Source organism: Yoonia sp. SS1-5, from assembly GCF_038443705.2.
In the GTDB taxonomy this organism is placed as follows: domain Bacteria; phylum Pseudomonadota; class Alphaproteobacteria; order Rhodobacterales; family Rhodobacteraceae; genus Yoonia; species Yoonia rhodophyticola.
Genome location: NZ_CP151767.2, coordinates 2,734,258 through 2,748,925 on the forward strand (window position 1 = coordinate 2,734,258; position 14,668 = coordinate 2,748,925).

Annotated in this window: 16 protein-coding genes; 4 read left to right on the forward strand and 12 right to left on the reverse strand. The window is 59.8% G+C overall.

Annotated elements, in window-relative coordinates; translation table 11 throughout:
• The first annotated feature begins 3 nt into the window (after nt 1–3).
• A complete protein-coding gene (gene bchO / locus AABB31_RS14935; protein ID WP_342077387.1) occupies nt 4–864 on the forward strand; it encodes an alpha/beta fold hydrolase BchO in 861 nt (286 codons plus the stop codon).
• Nucleotides 865–888: 24 nt separating this feature from the next.
• Here bchO and arfB read toward each other — a convergent pair whose 3' ends face one another.
• The 6 genes from arfB to AABB31_RS14965 all read right to left on the reverse strand — a co-directional run bounded on the left by arfB (nt 889) and on the right by AABB31_RS14965 (nt 6,266).
• Complete coding sequence (gene arfB / locus AABB31_RS14940; RefSeq protein WP_373634925.1) at nt 889–1,302, reverse strand: alternative ribosome rescue aminoacyl-tRNA hydrolase ArfB; 414 nt, start codon at nt 1,300–1,302, stop codon at nt 889–891.
• A 384-nt stretch (nt 1,303–1,686) separates the two neighbouring features.
• The gene (locus AABB31_RS14945) at nt 1,687–2,322 is read right to left on the reverse strand and encodes a queuosine precursor transporter (protein WP_342077386.1); all 636 of its coding nucleotides are present in this window, start codon (nt 2,320–2,322) and stop codon (nt 1,687–1,689) included.
• A gap of 87 nt (nt 2,323–2,409) precedes the next feature.
• Nucleotides 2,410–3,264, reverse strand: a complete 855-nt coding sequence (locus tag AABB31_RS14950; protein WP_342077385.1) for an esterase-like activity of phytase family protein — start codon at nt 3,262–3,264, stop codon at nt 2,410–2,412.
• A gap of 129 nt (nt 3,265–3,393) precedes the next feature.
• The gene (gene mepA / locus AABB31_RS14955; RefSeq protein WP_342077384.1) at nt 3,394–4,296 is read right to left on the reverse strand and encodes a penicillin-insensitive murein endopeptidase; all 903 of its coding nucleotides are present in this window, start codon (nt 4,294–4,296) and stop codon (nt 3,394–3,396) included.
• A complete protein-coding gene (locus tag AABB31_RS14960; protein ID WP_342077383.1) occupies nt 4,281–5,660 on the reverse strand; it encodes an MFS transporter in 1,380 nt (459 codons plus the stop codon). The genes mepA and AABB31_RS14960 overlap by 16 nt, the downstream gene beginning before the upstream one ends.
• Nucleotides 5,661–5,723: 63 nt before the next feature.
• The gene (locus AABB31_RS14965) at nt 5,724–6,266 is read right to left on the reverse strand and encodes an acyl-CoA thioesterase (RefSeq protein WP_342077382.1); all 543 of its coding nucleotides are present in this window, start codon (nt 6,264–6,266) and stop codon (nt 5,724–5,726) included.
• Nucleotides 6,267–6,405: 139 nt separating this feature from the next.
• Between AABB31_RS14965 and AABB31_RS14970 the strand changes: the two genes are divergently transcribed.
• From AABB31_RS14970 to AABB31_RS14980, 3 genes are all read left to right on the forward strand, one after another.
• Nucleotides 6,406–6,672, forward strand: a complete 267-nt coding sequence (locus AABB31_RS14970; RefSeq protein ID WP_342077381.1) for a YggT family protein — start codon at nt 6,406–6,408, stop codon at nt 6,670–6,672.
• Between the two features lie 138 nt (nt 6,673–6,810).
• On the forward strand, nt 6,811–7,212 hold the full coding sequence (locus AABB31_RS14975; protein WP_342077380.1) for a PA2779 family protein: 402 nt from the start codon (nt 6,811–6,813) through the stop codon (nt 7,210–7,212).
• Nucleotides 7,200–8,039, forward strand: coding sequence for a PA2778 family cysteine peptidase (locus AABB31_RS14980; RefSeq protein ID WP_342077379.1), 840 nt, complete (start codon nt 7,200–7,202; stop codon nt 8,037–8,039). The genes AABB31_RS14975 and AABB31_RS14980 overlap by 13 nt, the downstream gene beginning before the upstream one ends.
• 14 nt (nt 8,040–8,053) lie before the next feature.
• Here the strand turns inward: AABB31_RS14980 and AABB31_RS14985 are convergent, their stop codons facing one another.
• From AABB31_RS14985 to AABB31_RS15010, 6 genes are all read right to left on the reverse strand, one after another.
• Nucleotides 8,054–9,772, reverse strand: a complete 1,719-nt coding sequence (locus tag AABB31_RS14985) for a peptidoglycan -binding protein (RefSeq protein WP_342077378.1) — start codon at nt 9,770–9,772, stop codon at nt 8,054–8,056.
• 3 nt (nt 9,773–9,775) lie between these two features.
• A complete protein-coding gene (locus tag AABB31_RS14990) occupies nt 9,776–10,861 on the reverse strand; it encodes a biopolymer transporter ExbB (protein ID WP_342078815.1) in 1,086 nt (361 codons plus the stop codon).
• A 151-nt stretch (nt 10,862–11,012) separates the two neighbouring features.
• Nucleotides 11,013–11,543: a gamma-glutamylcyclotransferase gene (locus AABB31_RS14995; protein WP_342077377.1), complete on the reverse strand. Its 531-nt coding sequence runs from the start codon at nt 11,541–11,543 to the stop codon at nt 11,013–11,015.
• A 129-nt stretch (nt 11,544–11,672) separates the two neighbouring features.
• Nucleotides 11,673–12,206: an isopentenyl-diphosphate Delta-isomerase gene (gene idi, locus AABB31_RS15000; protein ID WP_342077376.1), complete on the reverse strand. Its 534-nt coding sequence runs from the start codon at nt 12,204–12,206 to the stop codon at nt 11,673–11,675.
• Nucleotides 12,203–13,384, reverse strand: coding sequence for a geranylgeranyl diphosphate reductase (locus AABB31_RS15005; protein WP_342077375.1), 1,182 nt, complete (start codon nt 13,382–13,384; stop codon nt 12,203–12,205). Before AABB31_RS15005 ends, idi begins: the two co-directional genes overlap by 4 nt.
• Nucleotides 13,385–13,387: 3 nt before the next feature.
• The gene (locus AABB31_RS15010) at nt 13,388–14,668 is read right to left on the reverse strand and encodes a BCD family MFS transporter (RefSeq protein ID WP_342077374.1); all 1,281 of its coding nucleotides are present in this window, start codon (nt 14,666–14,668) and stop codon (nt 13,388–13,390) included.

Sequence of the window (14,668 nt, forward strand, 5' to 3'; positions counted from 1 at the left end):
CGCATGCGCTGGCCCGACGATGCGCGGGACTGGCCATTACGGCAGCATTCCAGACAGATTTTGCACAGGCCTCATCGCTGGCATGTGCAATCACATGGCAGTGGCGAAACCATTCTGCTGATCCATGGCGCGGGCGGCGCGACGCAAAGTTTTCGGCACCTGTTTCCGCTGCTGTGCCCGCAATATCAGGTCATCGCCGTTGACCTGCCCGGACAGGGGTTCACCCAATTGGGCGCGCAACAACGCTGTGGGCTTGATCCGATGGCCAAGGACCTGCTGGGCCTGTGCCAGGCCGAAGCGTGGATGCCGGATCTGATCGTGGGGCATTCCGCCGGTGTCCCCCTTGCGTTGCGCATGTGTGAAATGGGGATGCGGCCGCAATACGGGATTGTCGGGATCAACGCGGCCTTGGGCAATTTCAAAGGGGTGGCCGGGTGGCTGTTTCCGCTGATGGCCAAGGCCCTTGCGGTCACCCCGTTCAGCGCCTCACTTTTTGCCAGCACCACAACGCGGAACAGCGTGCGGAACCTTGTGGCTGGCACCGGGTCGACCCTCGCCCCCGAGGGGCTGGAGCTGTATTACCGGCTTGCAACCGACCGTGCCCATGTGGATGCGACCCTGTCGATGATGGCCCAATGGTCACTTGACGAGCTGCTTGCCCGGTTGCCGCAGATCGAGACGCATGTGCATTTGATTGCCGGGCTGAACGACAAGGCCGTCCCACCGTCAATCAGCCGGGATGCCGCCGCCAGGTTGCCCATGGCCACATTGACCGAATTGGCGGGGCTTGGGCATCTGGCACATGAGGAAGACGCGCCCGCAATCGCCCGGATCATCAATACGCAGATGGGTACACGGGTCTAGGGGCCGGGCCCGAGGGTCCTGACCCTAGTCCTCCACTTTCCCGCGCAGGGCCTTGACCTCGCCCCGTGCTTTCTTGGCCGCCAGCCGGCGTTTGACGGATCCGTAAGTGGGCTTTGTGGCCAGTCGACGTTTGGGACGCTCGCAGGCTTTGCGGATCAGTTCGGTCAGCCTGTCACGCGCGATTTCGCGGTTGCGGGCCTGGCTTCGTGTTTCCTGCAGGAAGATCACAATCGCACCGTCTGTCGTCCAACGGCGCCCGGCCAATCGGCGCAGCCGGTTCTTGACCGGGTCGGGCAAATTGGGCGACCGGGCTGCCTCGAACCGCAACTCGACCGCAGTGGACACCTTGTTCACATTCTGCCCGCCGGGGCCCGAGGATCGGGTGAAGCTTTCTGTCAGCTCCCAATCGGCGATCTCGATGTGATCATTGATGCGCATGATGTCCGCTCCGGCGCGTATAAGGTGGTGTGTAATCTGTCTGTACAGGTTTTCTACGGCAAGCATACAGCATTGATGTCAAACTTGTGTGGCTGCATTTGGTTGCGTCAAAACGCATCCTCGCGCCGCATTCGGCTTAGAAAAAGGGCCACCCCGGCGATGGGATGGCCCTTTCCTGAATTTCGGAGGCGGGTCGGTTAGGTTGCCCACCTTATGGTCTTCTCAGCCAAGGGCTGCCTCAGCTTTGACCCCCATAAGTTGTCCCGACACACTTCTCCAATACCTCATGATGCACTGGATCACCTCCTTTCAAACTGTTTCGCCTGCTTGGAGGTTGGCACAGATTTGGTATATTTCAAGTAAAAATATCGTACATATTGCTGTTTATGCCGTGCGTGCGACCATCCGCCCAACAATGATGCGGAACGGGATCAGGGCGAGCAGCGCGATGGCAACTTTGACACACCAGTCCACGCCTGCTGTACCGACCCAGCGGGTCAGGTCCGCACCAAAGGGGGTCGGCACGACCTCGTTGAAGAATTCCGTATTGTGATCAACACCCAAGAGGCCGCCAGCCGCGGCGGAAAACGCGATAAAGAAAAACAGGGCGGTATCCACTGTCGATCCAACCAGCGTCGATGCCAAGGGGGCCCGCCACCATGATCCGTCACGCAACCGGTCAAAGATGGCAACGTCGATCAGCTGGGCCACGAGGAATGCGGTTGCCGACCCGATGGCGACTCGCAGCGTGACCGCCGGTACGACGAAATCGGGGGCCAGTTCGACCATGACCCGGGTGCCGATGAACGAACAGATGATGCCAACGATAAACCCGAAGAACACAACCTTGCGGGCCGCCTCTTTGCCATGCACCCGGTTCATCAGATCGGTCACCAGAAAGGCAAACGGATAGGTGAATGCCCCCCAGGTCAGCCAGTCACCGACGAAGAATTGGACAAGAATATTGGACGCCACAACGATGGTGGCCATGGCGATAACGCCGGGAAGGATACGTGTCATGTTATTGTTCCGTTTTGGCAAGGGTGCGGCACTTGGTCCGCCGGTTGGTCCGGGGACGCGCCGCCTTACCGCCACAGACGCGATCCGTCAATCGTTGATCCGATATTCCACGATTTCGGTGCGCTGGAAAAATTTGAAATTGTCATCCGACACCAATGTCATCCGCAAGCCATCCGCATCCTGCCAGACGCTGATACCTTCCAGGTTGTCATGCGTGCCGACCCGCGTTTGCAAGACCAGCTCTTCAGTGCCTTCGACAAGGTCAAAGCGGCGCACCCGGCTGCGAAATCCAATCCCCAGAAAATCTCGTTCAAGCACGTAAAGCAGCCCGTCCGGCCCGAAATCCGCACCCGCCACAAGGAACGCGCCTTGCCGGGATATCTGATACGGGGCGTCCCATTTGCCGTCCTTGAACCGGAATACCGGAAATGGCCGGGTTGCGCGCCCGGATCGTTCCGGCAGGGCATAAAGCGCCCCGTCATCGCCAATCGCCAGCGCCTCGAGCGACGAATTCGCCTGCAGTACAAGAAACCGCTCGCTCGTATTCAGGGGTGATCCGATTTCGCCGACATCCGGAAACGACCGGACCCCGTCAAAGCGGCCTTCGAAGGACACATGGATCGTCCCGTCCTGCCCGATGGCCACGCCTTCGCTGTCGGTCTTTTCATCGCCCAGTGGGGTGCCATCGCTATCAAGCAGCAATTCAATCGGCCCCAGCGCGATACCGGTTATTTCGCCGTCTTCCCGCGCAAAGCTGCCCTTGGCCATCGCCCCCCGGTCACTGACGGTGACAAAGCTGAGCCCATCTGCGCCCACTTCGATCGCGGACAAGCCGCCGAAAAGCGGATCGTCCCGCTCCCACAGATAGGCGCCGATCAGGCTTGCATCCGCAAGGGCGGGTGCCGCTTTCAACATGACAAGCAAACAAAGGGAACGAAACATGGCAGGATTTTCTATATGCGTGTTGGACTGTGCCGCCGGGTTTAGCGGCACAGCTGTGCAGTTTCTTACGAGAAGATGTTCAGAGCATTACGAGAATACCAACAGACGCCAGATTTCCCATCAAACGCGCTAGTTTGCGTTCAGCACACCCAGACATTGCCCCGGAAGATTTGCCATGGTCAGTTCGGCCCGTGGCCGGGCAGGTGCTGCATTCGGGTCAGGCGGGGGCGGATTGAGGATACGATCAACCCAGCCTTGAGCCTCTGAGCAGCCATCGCCGGGTGGTGGCGGTGCCTGATTGGTACACCCTGCTGCACCTGCGGGGCAATTCAACCGCACATGGAAATGATAGTGGTGGCCCCACCATGGTCTGATCTTGCTGAGCCACGCCCGGTCGCCCGTTGCGCTGTTGCACATCGCAACCTTTGCACCGGGAAACACAAAGATGCGGGCAACACGCGGGTCAGAGGCTGCTGCCTTCAGCACCGCCTCGTGCTGCGGTGACCAACTACTGTTGGTAAACGCCCCGGCGCTGCGCCGCATCGAGATCGACGAGATATTCTCGCGCTCGGCAACGCTCAGGTTCAGGCGTTGTGGCGGCAGCATCCATATGTCGACATCAAGCCCGGTCTGGTGGCTGCGATGCCCGGTCAACATCGGCCCGCCACGCGGCTGGCTCATATCGCCGACATATAGCCCGGCCCATCCGGGCTGAGTGGCCGCAAAGCGGCTGAGGTCCTGCACAAAGTCGACAGTCTCCGGCTGCGCCCAGTTGCGGTTGCGCGACAGGCGCATGGCCTGCCATGTCGGGCCGGTTTCGGGCAGTTGCACTGCCCCCGCCTGACATCCGCGCGCATATCCGCCGACGGGCTGTGATCGCTGGGCGGACCCACGCGGCGCGGCGCCAAACAGGTTCTTGGCCACGCGCGTGTCATTCGCGTTTTGGGATACGGTTTCAACCGATGGTGGCGCGTCGGGCTGACATGCGGCCAACCCAAGTGCCATGATAACTGCTGCTAGATGTCGGACCATTCTGCGCGATCTCCATTCTTGTTGACCCATCGTAACAAGAAAAGGCCCGCCAGGAAAAGGAAGATCACAGGCAGAAACCCTAACTGCGTATTTCCGGTCAAAACAGTAAACAAAGTGATAAAGGCTGGCGCCAAAAATGCGGTTGCCTTGCCGGAAAGCGCGAACAGGCCAAAAGCCTCGGCAGGGCGTTCGGGGTGGGTATGCCGCACCATCATGGATCGGCTTGCCGTATAGACAGCACCGCCCGCACCACCGATGCAGACCCCGCAGACATAAAAGATGATGTCCGGCAGCGATGACCCTTCGGCCAACGGGATCCCAAAGAGCTGTTCGCGCGACATGCCCACGATGGTCGCGGAGACCGCAATCAGCACCCAGACCATCACGATGATCACCGGTTTTGGCCCATAGCGCTGATCGGCAAGCCCGGACGCCCAGGTGGTCACCGCGGCCGCAATCGCGGCAACAATTCCGAAAACGCCGATCTGGATCGTGCTCCAATCAAGCACCAGGCGCGCGTAAATCCCGCCAAATGCATAAAGCGCATTCAGCGCGTCGCGGTAAAACATCGACCCCACGAGGAAGTTCAGCAGGCTCTTGCGGATGTAGACGCCTTTCAGCGTGGCCCAAAGATCACCTGCGACCGCGCTTATTTTTGTCGATTTCCCCTGAACTTTCGGATCATCGCGGACCCATAGAAAGAACGGGATGATAAAGATCGCGTACCAGATCCCGATGAATGGCCCGACAGATCGGGTGCCCTCGCGCATTTCTGGATCCAGCCCGAAAAGCGGCGGATTGCCCAGCAAAGTCACGCCTTGATCGTTTTCCGCCATCAGGAGCAGCATAAAGAACAGGGCCGTCACCCCGCCCCAATATCCAAATGCAGCCCCTGATCCGGAAATGCGGCCCACGTCATCATCATCGCCCAGTGATGGCAGGATCGCATTGACGAAGTTCAATGCGCTCTCTGCGGCAAAGAAACCAACATAGAAGATGATCAGCATCAGCAGGATCCGGCTGCCGTCAGGGGTGAGGCCCCATAGCAGACATGCGGCAATCACATAGATGATCGAGAAGAACGCGATCCATGGGATCTTGCGCCCGGAATTGTCCGCAAAAGCGCCCAGAAATGGCGCGGTGAATGCGATGAACAGCCCGGCCACCGTTTGGCCCGCCGTCCAGATGGATTGGGCCTGCGCCTTGGCGGCGCCGCTATCCATGCCTGTGCTCAGATAATGTTCGGCCGCGACGGCCGCAAAGTAGGGCCCGAAGATGAATGTCAGCCCAAGTGTATAGAAAGGCTGCGACGCCCAATCAAAGGACATCCATCCCCAGATGCGTTTCTTGCTGACCGCCATCATTCTGCCCCTGTTTTTCTTTGCGCTGATAAGACACCGCAAAATGGTGCAGAGGCAAGCAAAGGTTTACGACAACCCGTTATCGGTGGGTGGCCATGGCCGTGTCGCATCAGCATCAATCCAGGCCTTTACCCAATCTGGCAGTGCAGGTTGCGTTTCTGTAAACCCCATCGCGGCAAACAACCTGTCGGGCGCGACAATCCCGTTCTTGTCCGTCGCCGCCGACCGGTAGAGGGCCTGGACCGCACATTCGTCGCCGATCCAGATCGACTGATCGAGATACATGAACCGGTGGTCCCAGCCCACCGGCTTGCTGACGACCCGGAATTTGACGAATGGCCGGATCCGCTTGCGATAGCGCACCGACACCCCGGCCATCGTCAGGCCCCACTTGTTGCGCTGCAACGCGCGCAACAGACCAACGCGATGCGCCAGTGTCGTGCGCCCCAGATCAAGAATGGTTAAAATCCGCCCGTTATTCATTTCCATGAACAGATCAATGTCCTGCGGCCAGCAGCGATGATGCGATACATGGGTTCCCAGCGGGGGCAGCGGCCCTTTCTGACGTGCCAGAATATATTCTTTTGCAAGACGGACGAGCGGATACATTGGCAATTCCCAAGCTGATCAACCAAGGGATGTTGTAGCTTGACGTAAACGTCAATCTTGACCTTGGGTCATGTCGGGGGCTTGCTTGCGGGGACGCAAATGCCTAGGTCAGGAAAAACCGCATAAGGGCTTTCATATTATGGCATCCATCATCCAAATTCTGCTGCTGCTGATCGGCGTGGTCAGGTTTTTCGTGATCGCACATTTCATCATGAGCTGGTTGATCCGGTTTGAGGTTCTCAACGTCCGGCAGGAATTTGTGGGCCAGGTCTGGTACACGCTCGAGCGTCTTCTGGACCCGCTTTATAGCCGTGTGCGCCGTTTCATGCCTGATCTGGGTGGGATTGACCTATCGCCGATTGTGGTTCTGGTGGGCTTGGAAATCCTGCGCATCCTGTTGCTGTAAAACGCCATGGCTTTCACCTAGGCTGTTCTTGCCGATCTGCGGCAGCTGTCCTTGCGTAAGTCGCCAAATTCCCCGAAACTACGGGAAGGCAAGACAATTGGTGGGGCAATCCCCTGCCGCTGAGAGGGGCATAGACGAATGGCAATCGCAAACTTCATGAAAAGCGGGATCGCGCTGGGTCTTTGTGCGCAGCTCTTGATCGCCACAACAACAGCCAGCGTGGCGCAGGCGCAGATGCTTGGCACTGATGCGATGATCTCGAAATATGCGCAGCACAGTGATCGCGCCTTCCTGATGGACGAGCTGCAACGGGCCGAGGTGCAGTCGGAATTGATCGGGCTTGGCGTCGACCCGACAGAGGCCGAGGCCCGCCTTGCCGCCTTGTCGGATGCAGAAGTGGCATCAATCATGGTGCAAATGGAAAATGACAGTGCTGGCGGTGATATTGTCGGGACATTGTTCACCGTATTTGTGATCCTGCTGGTGACCGACATCCTTTGCCTGACCCGGATCTTCAGCTTTACCCGGTGCGCCCGCTGATCAGACGGTTTTGCGCGGTCCTGACACTGTGCTGGCTGGCGGCCTGTGCCGCCCCGTTTGACCCAGCCGAGGAACTCACGGCGGATATCCCGACCCGGGCCGTGGTCGCCGGGGTTCCACTGATCCAGCAGGCTGATTTCTATTGCGGCCCTGCCTCTATCGCGATGGTGATGCAATGGGCAGGCGCGGATGTCACACAGGCGGACATCGCGGCCCTGTCGTTCAGCCCCGGGGCGCGGGGGACTTATCTGGCCGACATGATCGGCGCCGCCCGCAGGCAGGGACAATTTGCCGTCGAACTATCGACGTTTGATGCGTTGCTGGCAGAGGTGTCGGCAGGACACCCCGTCATCGTGTTCCAGAACCTCGGGCTGGGGGTTGCACCGGTGTGGCATTACGGCGTGGTGACAGGCTACGACCTGCAAAGCGATCAGATCTTCCTCAATTCCGGCGAGCGGGATCAGATGGTGATGCCATTTGATCTGTTTGCGCGCACCTGGCGGCGTGGCAATCAATGGGGCTTGGTCATCCTGCCACCCGATCAACTGCCGGCGACGGCAACCGAGGCGGCGGCCCTTTCAGCGGCTGCGGCGCTAGAGCGGGTCAAGGTCTATGATGCTGCCGAAACAGCCTATCAGACCGGCGCAGGTAGATGGCCGGAAAGTTGGCTTTGGCAGTTTGGGTTGGGCAATGTGCGCTATGCAATGGGTGATATGCGCGGCGCAGAGCGTGCCTTGCTGGCGGCAGGCAGATTGGCGCCGGATATCCCGGAAATCGGGGCCAATCTCGCAACGGTTCGGGCCGCATTGGCTGGCAAAGGCAGCTGACGTCACCACCACGATCAGCGTTCGGTCAGCTTTAGCTCGATCCGGCGGTTTTGTGCGCGCGCCTCAGCTGTATCCGCCGGGTCCAGCGGCTGGAACTCGCCAAATCCATTCGCGGCAAGCCTGCGGGGCGGGATGCCCAGATCACCTGACATGAAGCGGACGACAGATAGGGCGCGGGCCTGGCTCAGTTCCCAATTGTCCTGATACCGGCTGCCGCGGCTGACCGGAATGTTATCAGTATGCCCGTCAACCCGGATCACCCAATCAATGCCTTCCGGGATCTCACTTGCGATATTGCGCAGAATACCGGCGATATTGGCAATTTCGGCCTGCCCTTCGGCGGACAGCTCGGCACGGCCGGGCTGGAACAGCACCTCGGAAGAAAAGACAAAGCGATCCCCTTCGACGCGGACCCGGTCCTGCCCTTCAAGCACTTCGCGAAGTTGCCCGAAAAAGTCCGACTTGAAACGGGCAAGATCCTGTGCCTCTGCGGCGAGACGTTCGGCCTCTTCCGCCAGCCGCGCGGTTTCTTCTTCCAGACGTTGCCTTTCGGCCTCTTCCAATGCGCGGCGCTGCCGTTCTTCCGACGCAACCCGTGCCAGCGCCGTATTCAGTTGCGCGCCCAGCGTTTCGATCTGGACCTGCGCCTGACGGTCATCCTGTTCAGCCAAATTCAGCAAGGACTGAAGATTGCCGACCTGGGCACGCAGCTCGCCCACCTGTTCGTTCAAAAGCGCAACCTGACGCTGGCTCTCTGCTGACAACGCCTCTTCCTGGGCCAAGGCATCATTGGCCTGCGCAAGCAAGGCCGCCTGCCGTTCCGCATCGGTCAGCTGGCTGTCCTGCGCATTTTGCATCTGCGCAAGGGCGTCGAGCGCATTGGCAAGCTGGTCGTTCAGATCGGCGGTCTGGGTCATGCTTTCAGAAAGTAATGCGGCAAATTCGTCTTCCAATGCCGCCTGCGCGGCGCGGGCGGCGGCCAGCAAGGTCAACGTATCCTCGGCCTCGCGGCGCTGGGCCTCGAGGTTCAGGGTCATCGCGGTCAGTTCGGTATCCGCATTCTCGAGCCGGTCGCGGAGCGCTTGGGCCGCGGCGGCATCAGCAAGCCGGGCGGCTTCCAGTTCGTCGATTTCGGCAGCACTATCGGCGTTTTGGGCCTCAAGATCGGCGAGCATACCTTCCAGTGCTTCGCGGCGGGCAGCGGCAAGACGGGCAGCTTCGACGCCTGCGTCGATCTCATCACGGGCCTGCGCCAGCGCGAGGTTCAGCGCCTCCTGCTCGGACAACAGATCCTGCCGGTTCGTTTCAAGATCGGCAATCGTTGCCCGGTCCGCCTGCTGATCTGCCAGCAGTCCGGCAACCTGTGCCTCAAACGCAGTGATCTGTTCCCGCGCATCCCCCAGCAGCCTTTCCTGCTGTGCCCGCTCGGCGGTCAGCGTTGCAATCCGGCCAGCCTGCGACTGGGCCTGCGCGGTGAGCAGATCAAGATCGGCATTCAGGCTGGCGCTGCGATTGCGTTCGATACCCAGCGTGTCCGTCAACGCAGCCACTTGCCCCTTGAGCGCATCAAGCTCGGTTTCCTGACCGGTGATCTGCTCGCGCAGAACGAACTGAACCACCATGAAGATGGTCAGCACAAACATCAGCACCAGAAGAAGCCCGGTCATGGCATCCACAAAGCCGGGCCAGATGGCGTTCTGGAAACGGTTTGATGATCTGCGGCTTAGCGCCATGGATCAGCCCCGCTCTTTGATCGCGTCAGCAAGAACTGCAAGGTCGCCCCGAAGATCACCGACGGTTTCCTGCCGGCCAGCGGTCAGTTCCTCAAGAATGCGCAGCAATTGTACGTCGATAGACCGCAGCCGCATGCGGCTTTCGGCATCCATACCATCCATGCCATTCTCGCCAATCTTCTCGACCAGCGTTTCCTGCCCTTCGGCGACGCGCTGCAGCATGGCCTTGGTGGGATCCTCGCGCGAAAGATCAGTCAGTTGTTCGACAGATGTGGCCAGATTGGCCAGCCGTTTATCAGTCTGTTCACGGTCTTCGTCGATCTGACCCATCATCATCTGGATCGTGTCCATCAACTCGCCCAGTTGCTCGACAAAGGCGCCCATCACCCCGCTATCGGCCCCGACGGTGCCTTCATCACCCTCCAGCCCGACACGGGTGATCGTGGACATCCATTCTTCAAGTTCGCGATAGAACCGGTTTTGCCCATGCCCCGCGAAAAGTTCCAGCAGCCCCACAACCAGCGAACCGGCCAGCCCGAGGAGCGAGCTGGAAAACGCCGTTCCCATACCGCCCAGCTGGCTTTCCAGACCGGTTTGCAGACGGGCAAAGATGCTTGCGCCGTCCTCGCCCTCGCCGGGGTTCAGGGACCGAATGGTTTCCACAAGGGCAGGGACAGTTGTCGCCAAGCCGTAAAAGGTGCCCAGCAGGCCAAGGAAGATCAGCACATTGCCGATATACCGGGTGATTTCGCGATCTTCGTCGATCCGCTGCGCCACTGAATCGAGGATGGACCGGCCAGATGAGGCGGAAATCTGTGTTCTCGCCCCCCGCGAGCTAAGCAATGTGGCCAGCGGTGCCAATAGGGACGGGGCTGCACTATAGGAATGCCCGCCTGCGTCACGGGCGAAACGCTCGATCCAGCGGACTGACTTGATCAGCAGAAAGACCTGATTGAAGCATGACAGGACGCCCAGCAGGAACACACCCAGAATAACGCCATTCAGATAGGGATTGGATTGATAGATCGCGATGATCTGCCGTTGCCCCAGATAGAATCCGGCCGCGACCAGCCCGATCACGACAAGCATGAACAGAATTTGGCGGATCGGTTGAGAGAACTGCGGTTGCGCCTTGGTTGCTCTGGTGTTCGCCACGAGATGCCTTATCTTTGTTGCCTGCTTAGCCCAGATAGGACCATAGGCGCTCTGCCCGCAAATCCAAAATGAAAACGGTCCCGGCCTATGTTGCTGTCAGGGCACGTACGCGGGTTGCCAGCCAATCCATATCCGGGTCATCAATCCCGAGGTCGCGGATATGCGCCGCCGTGTTGAACAGGTATTCGGTATTTGGCCCCCGCCCGCCGATTGCCTTGGCGATGATCAGGGCCTGTTTTTCAAGGTCGTACTGGCAATATTGCCGGTGATCGCGATTAATGATGTAGGTCAGGGCCGTCAGCGTCTTGCCATCATCGGTGGTCAGGTCGACCGCCTGCTCGAAATAGGCAGATGATATCAGCTCGCGCTCTCGGATATCGGCGATGATCTGCGCCTCATCCGCCTGCGGGATTTCGAATGCCATGCCCGTACACTGCGCCTGCGGGTCCGCATCAAGCGCCAGAACCAGCCCGGGATCATCCTCTGACCCGCGGTGATGAATGGACAACATGCAAAAGCTGCGGTGATACCCGTGCAGATGCGCCTTGACCGCGCGGGTTGGCGTAAAGCCCGGGTTCCACAGAAGCGACCCATAGGCAAAGACCCAAGTTGTCATGACCACATTCCTCAATCCGATGGCTGCAGTTACCACCCGACGCACCGAACTGTAAGAGAGGGGATGCGACAAGATACCCGACAGCCGCCGGACCGCCCCGATGACCGGGTTCAGGCATCAGTGCCGTGGTCAGCCAGCCCGTACCAGATCGCCAAAGATCACGGTTTGATAGTCGCGCAGATAGATCTGAAGCCACGGGGTGTATTGCGCCGGATGGCGGGCAACCTCGGCGGACAGGTCATAAAAATCAACCCAGCGGGTGTTCATGACCTCGTCAGGGTTGGGATCAATGACAAGGTCATTGGGGGCGTCGGCCACGAAGACCTTGACCACTTCATGCTCGATCAACCCGCCGCCCACGTCGGCGCGGTACTCGATCTGATCGCGGTAGGACGGGTAAAGACCCTTGATGCCCAATTCTTCGTTCAGGCGACGCACGGCGCAATCGGTTGCATCCTCGTCCCATGCGGGATGGGTGCAGCAGGTATTCGCCCAAAGGCCCGGCGTATGGTATTTATGCATGGCCCGCTGCTGGATCAGCACGCGCCCCCGGTTCATCACAAAGACGCTGACGGCCTTGTGTTTCAACCCACGCTGATGCGCATCAAGCTTTTCGACGGGCGTCAGTTTGCCGTTTACCCAGGCCGGGATCATGATGGTCATGTGCGCAGCGGCGAGACAAGCCGCGTCAGATGGGCAAGGTTCTTGATGCCAATTTTCAGATGCGCCATGGGCCGCGCCTTTACCAGTTTCTTGTTCATATAAGCCTCGAATGTCAGCTTTTGCACGTCGACATCGTGACACAGGGAAACGAACCGCTCGCGCCGCTCGTCGCTGCGGTAGTAGGCGTTTTGCATCGCGCCTAAAACCCGAAATACCTGCTTGTGCTCGCGCATGAACAGTTTTCGGGCCAATTGCAGATCCCGTGCGCGGCCGCTTGCCAGACATGCCGCCGCCGCGGTGGCGGCAACCCGGCCCCCAACCATCGCGTAATAGATACCTTCCCCCGATGACGGGGCGACAACACCTGCGGCATCACCGGCCAACACCACGTCTTGCCCGTTATCCCATCGGTCCAGCGGTTTAAGCGGTATTGGCGCCCCCTCCTTGCGGATGGTTTTGCAATCGGTCAGGCCTGATGCCGCACGCAGATCCGCCGTCGCCTGCTTTACATCAACCGACTTGATCATGGATCCCATGCCAACGCTTGCTTGCCCGCCATGCGGAAAGACCCATCCGTAAAAGTCCGGCGAAATCCGGCCGTCATAGACCACATCGCAGCGCATTGGATCGTATTGCGGCGTACCCTTCGGGGCCTCGATGATCTCGTGATACGCAATCACGTAAGGGATCTTGTCCCCATCCTTGACCTCGGCGCGGGCCACATTGGACCGGGCGCCATCGGCACCGATGACCAGTTTCGTGGTCAGTTTCATTTCGTTCCCGCTGACCTTGTCGCGGTAGATCACCTGTGTGCCGTCACCGTCGCGGTCGATCCGAACAAAGGTGCCACTATAGCGGTGCGCGCCGGCCTTTTTCGCCCGATCCCGCAGGAATTCGTCAAAATGCTCGCGATCCACCATCCCCACAAAACCGTTTTCGATCGGGATATCGACCTGCCGACCGGTGGGCGAGATCATGCGGGCCGTGTTCACCTTGGCCACGATCTGTTCATCAGGGATGAAGAAATCAGCGATCAGACGCGGCGGGATCGCCCCGCCGCAAGGCTTGATCCGACCCTCCCGGTCGATGAAAGCCACCTTATGCCCTGACCGGGCCAGATCTTCTGCGGCAGTGGCCCCTGATGGGCCCCCGCCCACAACAATCACATCATAATGCATCGGCTATTCCCCCGGAACGAGCGTGGCTGATGGCAGTTTTCTGTCCATGATCCGCGCCGCCATGGCTGCGGCGGCAATGAACAGGCCTGCCTCGAAAATGAATACGGACCCAAAGGCCTGCGTGTCGGTGAATGTCAGGCGCAGCAGGTCAACCATACCGGCCCCAACCAGCCCGCCAAAGCCCGCCGCTATCGCCTGCGCCGCGCCCCAAAGACCCATCCGGGTGCCTTCGCGCCGTTCGCGGCCTTGCCCGGCCAGCGCCATCATCGACCCGATGGCTGCAACTGCAAACATTCCGTTGAAGAAACCAAGCCCGACGACCGCTGGCATCAATGGCGCACCCGGTCCCATTGGCCCCAGAAACGTGATCAGTGCCAGCGCGGCTGCAGATCCAAGACAACCCGCCATGACCCAGTTGCGCAACGCGCCGATCTTCAGCCCCGTGGCCATGATCCCAACGGTGAGCATGCCAATAAAGACCCCGCCGTTTTGCGCGCCCGACAGCGAGGTTGATTGCCCCGGCGTGAACGCAAAGACCAGCCCGGCATAGGGTTCCAGGATCAGTTCTTGCATGAAATACGCGGTCATCGACAGAAAGACGAACAAGGTAAAGTTACGTGCCTTGCGTTCCTGCCACACCTCGCGCAACCCCTCCCGAAAGGGTGTCGGATCGGGCTCGCGAACCGCGATCAGCTTGCGCTCCACCCGCCAGACGGCCAGGCAGGTCAGCAGCACCGCAGCCGTGACAACGATTGCCACGATCCGGATCAAAAGCTGCGGGGTGTAGGGGTCAATCAGGGACCCGACGATGCCCGCAGTCATCGCGATGCCGAAAATCATCATCAACCAGGTGATCGTCGCCGCAGCTGCCCGTCTGTGCGGCGCTGTCGTCGTTGCAAGCAGCGCCAAAAGGGACGTCCCCGAAGCGCCGACACCCAGACCGATCAGCGCATAGGCCACGACCGAAATCACCATTCCGCCCGCAAATGAGGACCCCAGCACCAGCACGCCAACAGCGGCGAGCAATGCCCCCAAGGCCAGCACAATCATGCCGCCGATGATCCATTTGGTCCGGTGCCCCCCGGCATCGGATGCGAACCCCCAATGTGGCCGGGTCATCTGAATGCCATAGTGAAGGGCAACAAGCATGCCTGGCAAAATCGCCGGCAAGGCCAGTTCGACCACCATCAGCCGGTTCAGGGTTGATGTGGTCAGCACCACAATGGCCCCCAGCGCCATCTGCACAAGGCCAAGCCGGAAAATCTGGAACCAGGATAGTGTCAT

Coding starts and splice junctions, on each gene's coding strand:
- bchO (WP_342077387.1), top strand. CDS start 4: ATGCGCTGGCCCGACGATGCGCGGGACTGGCCATTACGGCAGCATTCC.
- arfB (WP_373634925.1), bottom strand. CDS start 1,302: ATGCGCATCAATGATCACATCGAGATCGCCGATTGGGAGCTGACAGAA.
- AABB31_RS14945 (WP_342077386.1), bottom strand. CDS start 2,322: ATGACACGTATCCTTCCCGGCGTTATCGCCATGGCCACCATCGTTGTG.
- AABB31_RS14950 (WP_342077385.1), bottom strand. CDS start 3,264: ATGTTTCGTTCCCTTTGTTTGCTTGTCATGTTGAAAGCGGCACCCGCC.
- mepA (WP_342077384.1), bottom strand. CDS start 4,296: ATGGTCCGACATCTAGCAGCAGTTATCATGGCACTTGGGTTGGCCGCA.
- AABB31_RS14960 (WP_342077383.1), bottom strand. CDS start 5,660: ATGATGGCGGTCAGCAAGAAACGCATCTGGGGATGGATGTCCTTTGAT.
- AABB31_RS14965 (WP_342077382.1), bottom strand. CDS start 6,266: ATGTATCCGCTCGTCCGTCTTGCAAAAGAATATATTCTGGCACGTCAG.
- AABB31_RS14970 (WP_342077381.1), top strand. CDS start 6,406: ATGGCATCCATCATCCAAATTCTGCTGCTGCTGATCGGCGTGGTCAGG.
- AABB31_RS14975 (WP_342077380.1), top strand. CDS start 6,811: ATGGCAATCGCAAACTTCATGAAAAGCGGGATCGCGCTGGGTCTTTGT.
- AABB31_RS14985 (WP_342077378.1), bottom strand. CDS start 9,772: ATGGCGCTAAGCCGCAGATCATCAAACCGTTTCCAGAACGCCATCTGG.
- AABB31_RS14990 (WP_342078815.1), bottom strand. CDS start 10,861: ATGCTTGTCGTGATCGGGCTGGTCGCGGCCGGATTCTATCTGGGGCAA.
- AABB31_RS14995 (WP_342077377.1), bottom strand. CDS start 11,543: ATGACAACTTGGGTCTTTGCCTATGGGTCGCTTCTGTGGAACCCGGGC.
- idi (WP_342077376.1), bottom strand. CDS start 12,206: ATGACCATCATGATCCCGGCCTGGGTAAACGGCAAACTGACGCCCGTC.
- AABB31_RS15005 (WP_342077375.1), bottom strand. CDS start 13,384: ATGCATTATGATGTGATTGTTGTGGGCGGGGGCCCATCAGGGGCCACT.
- AABB31_RS15010 (WP_342077374.1), bottom strand. CDS start 14,668: ATGACACTATCCTGGTTCCAGATTTTCCGGCTTGGCCTTGTGCAGATG.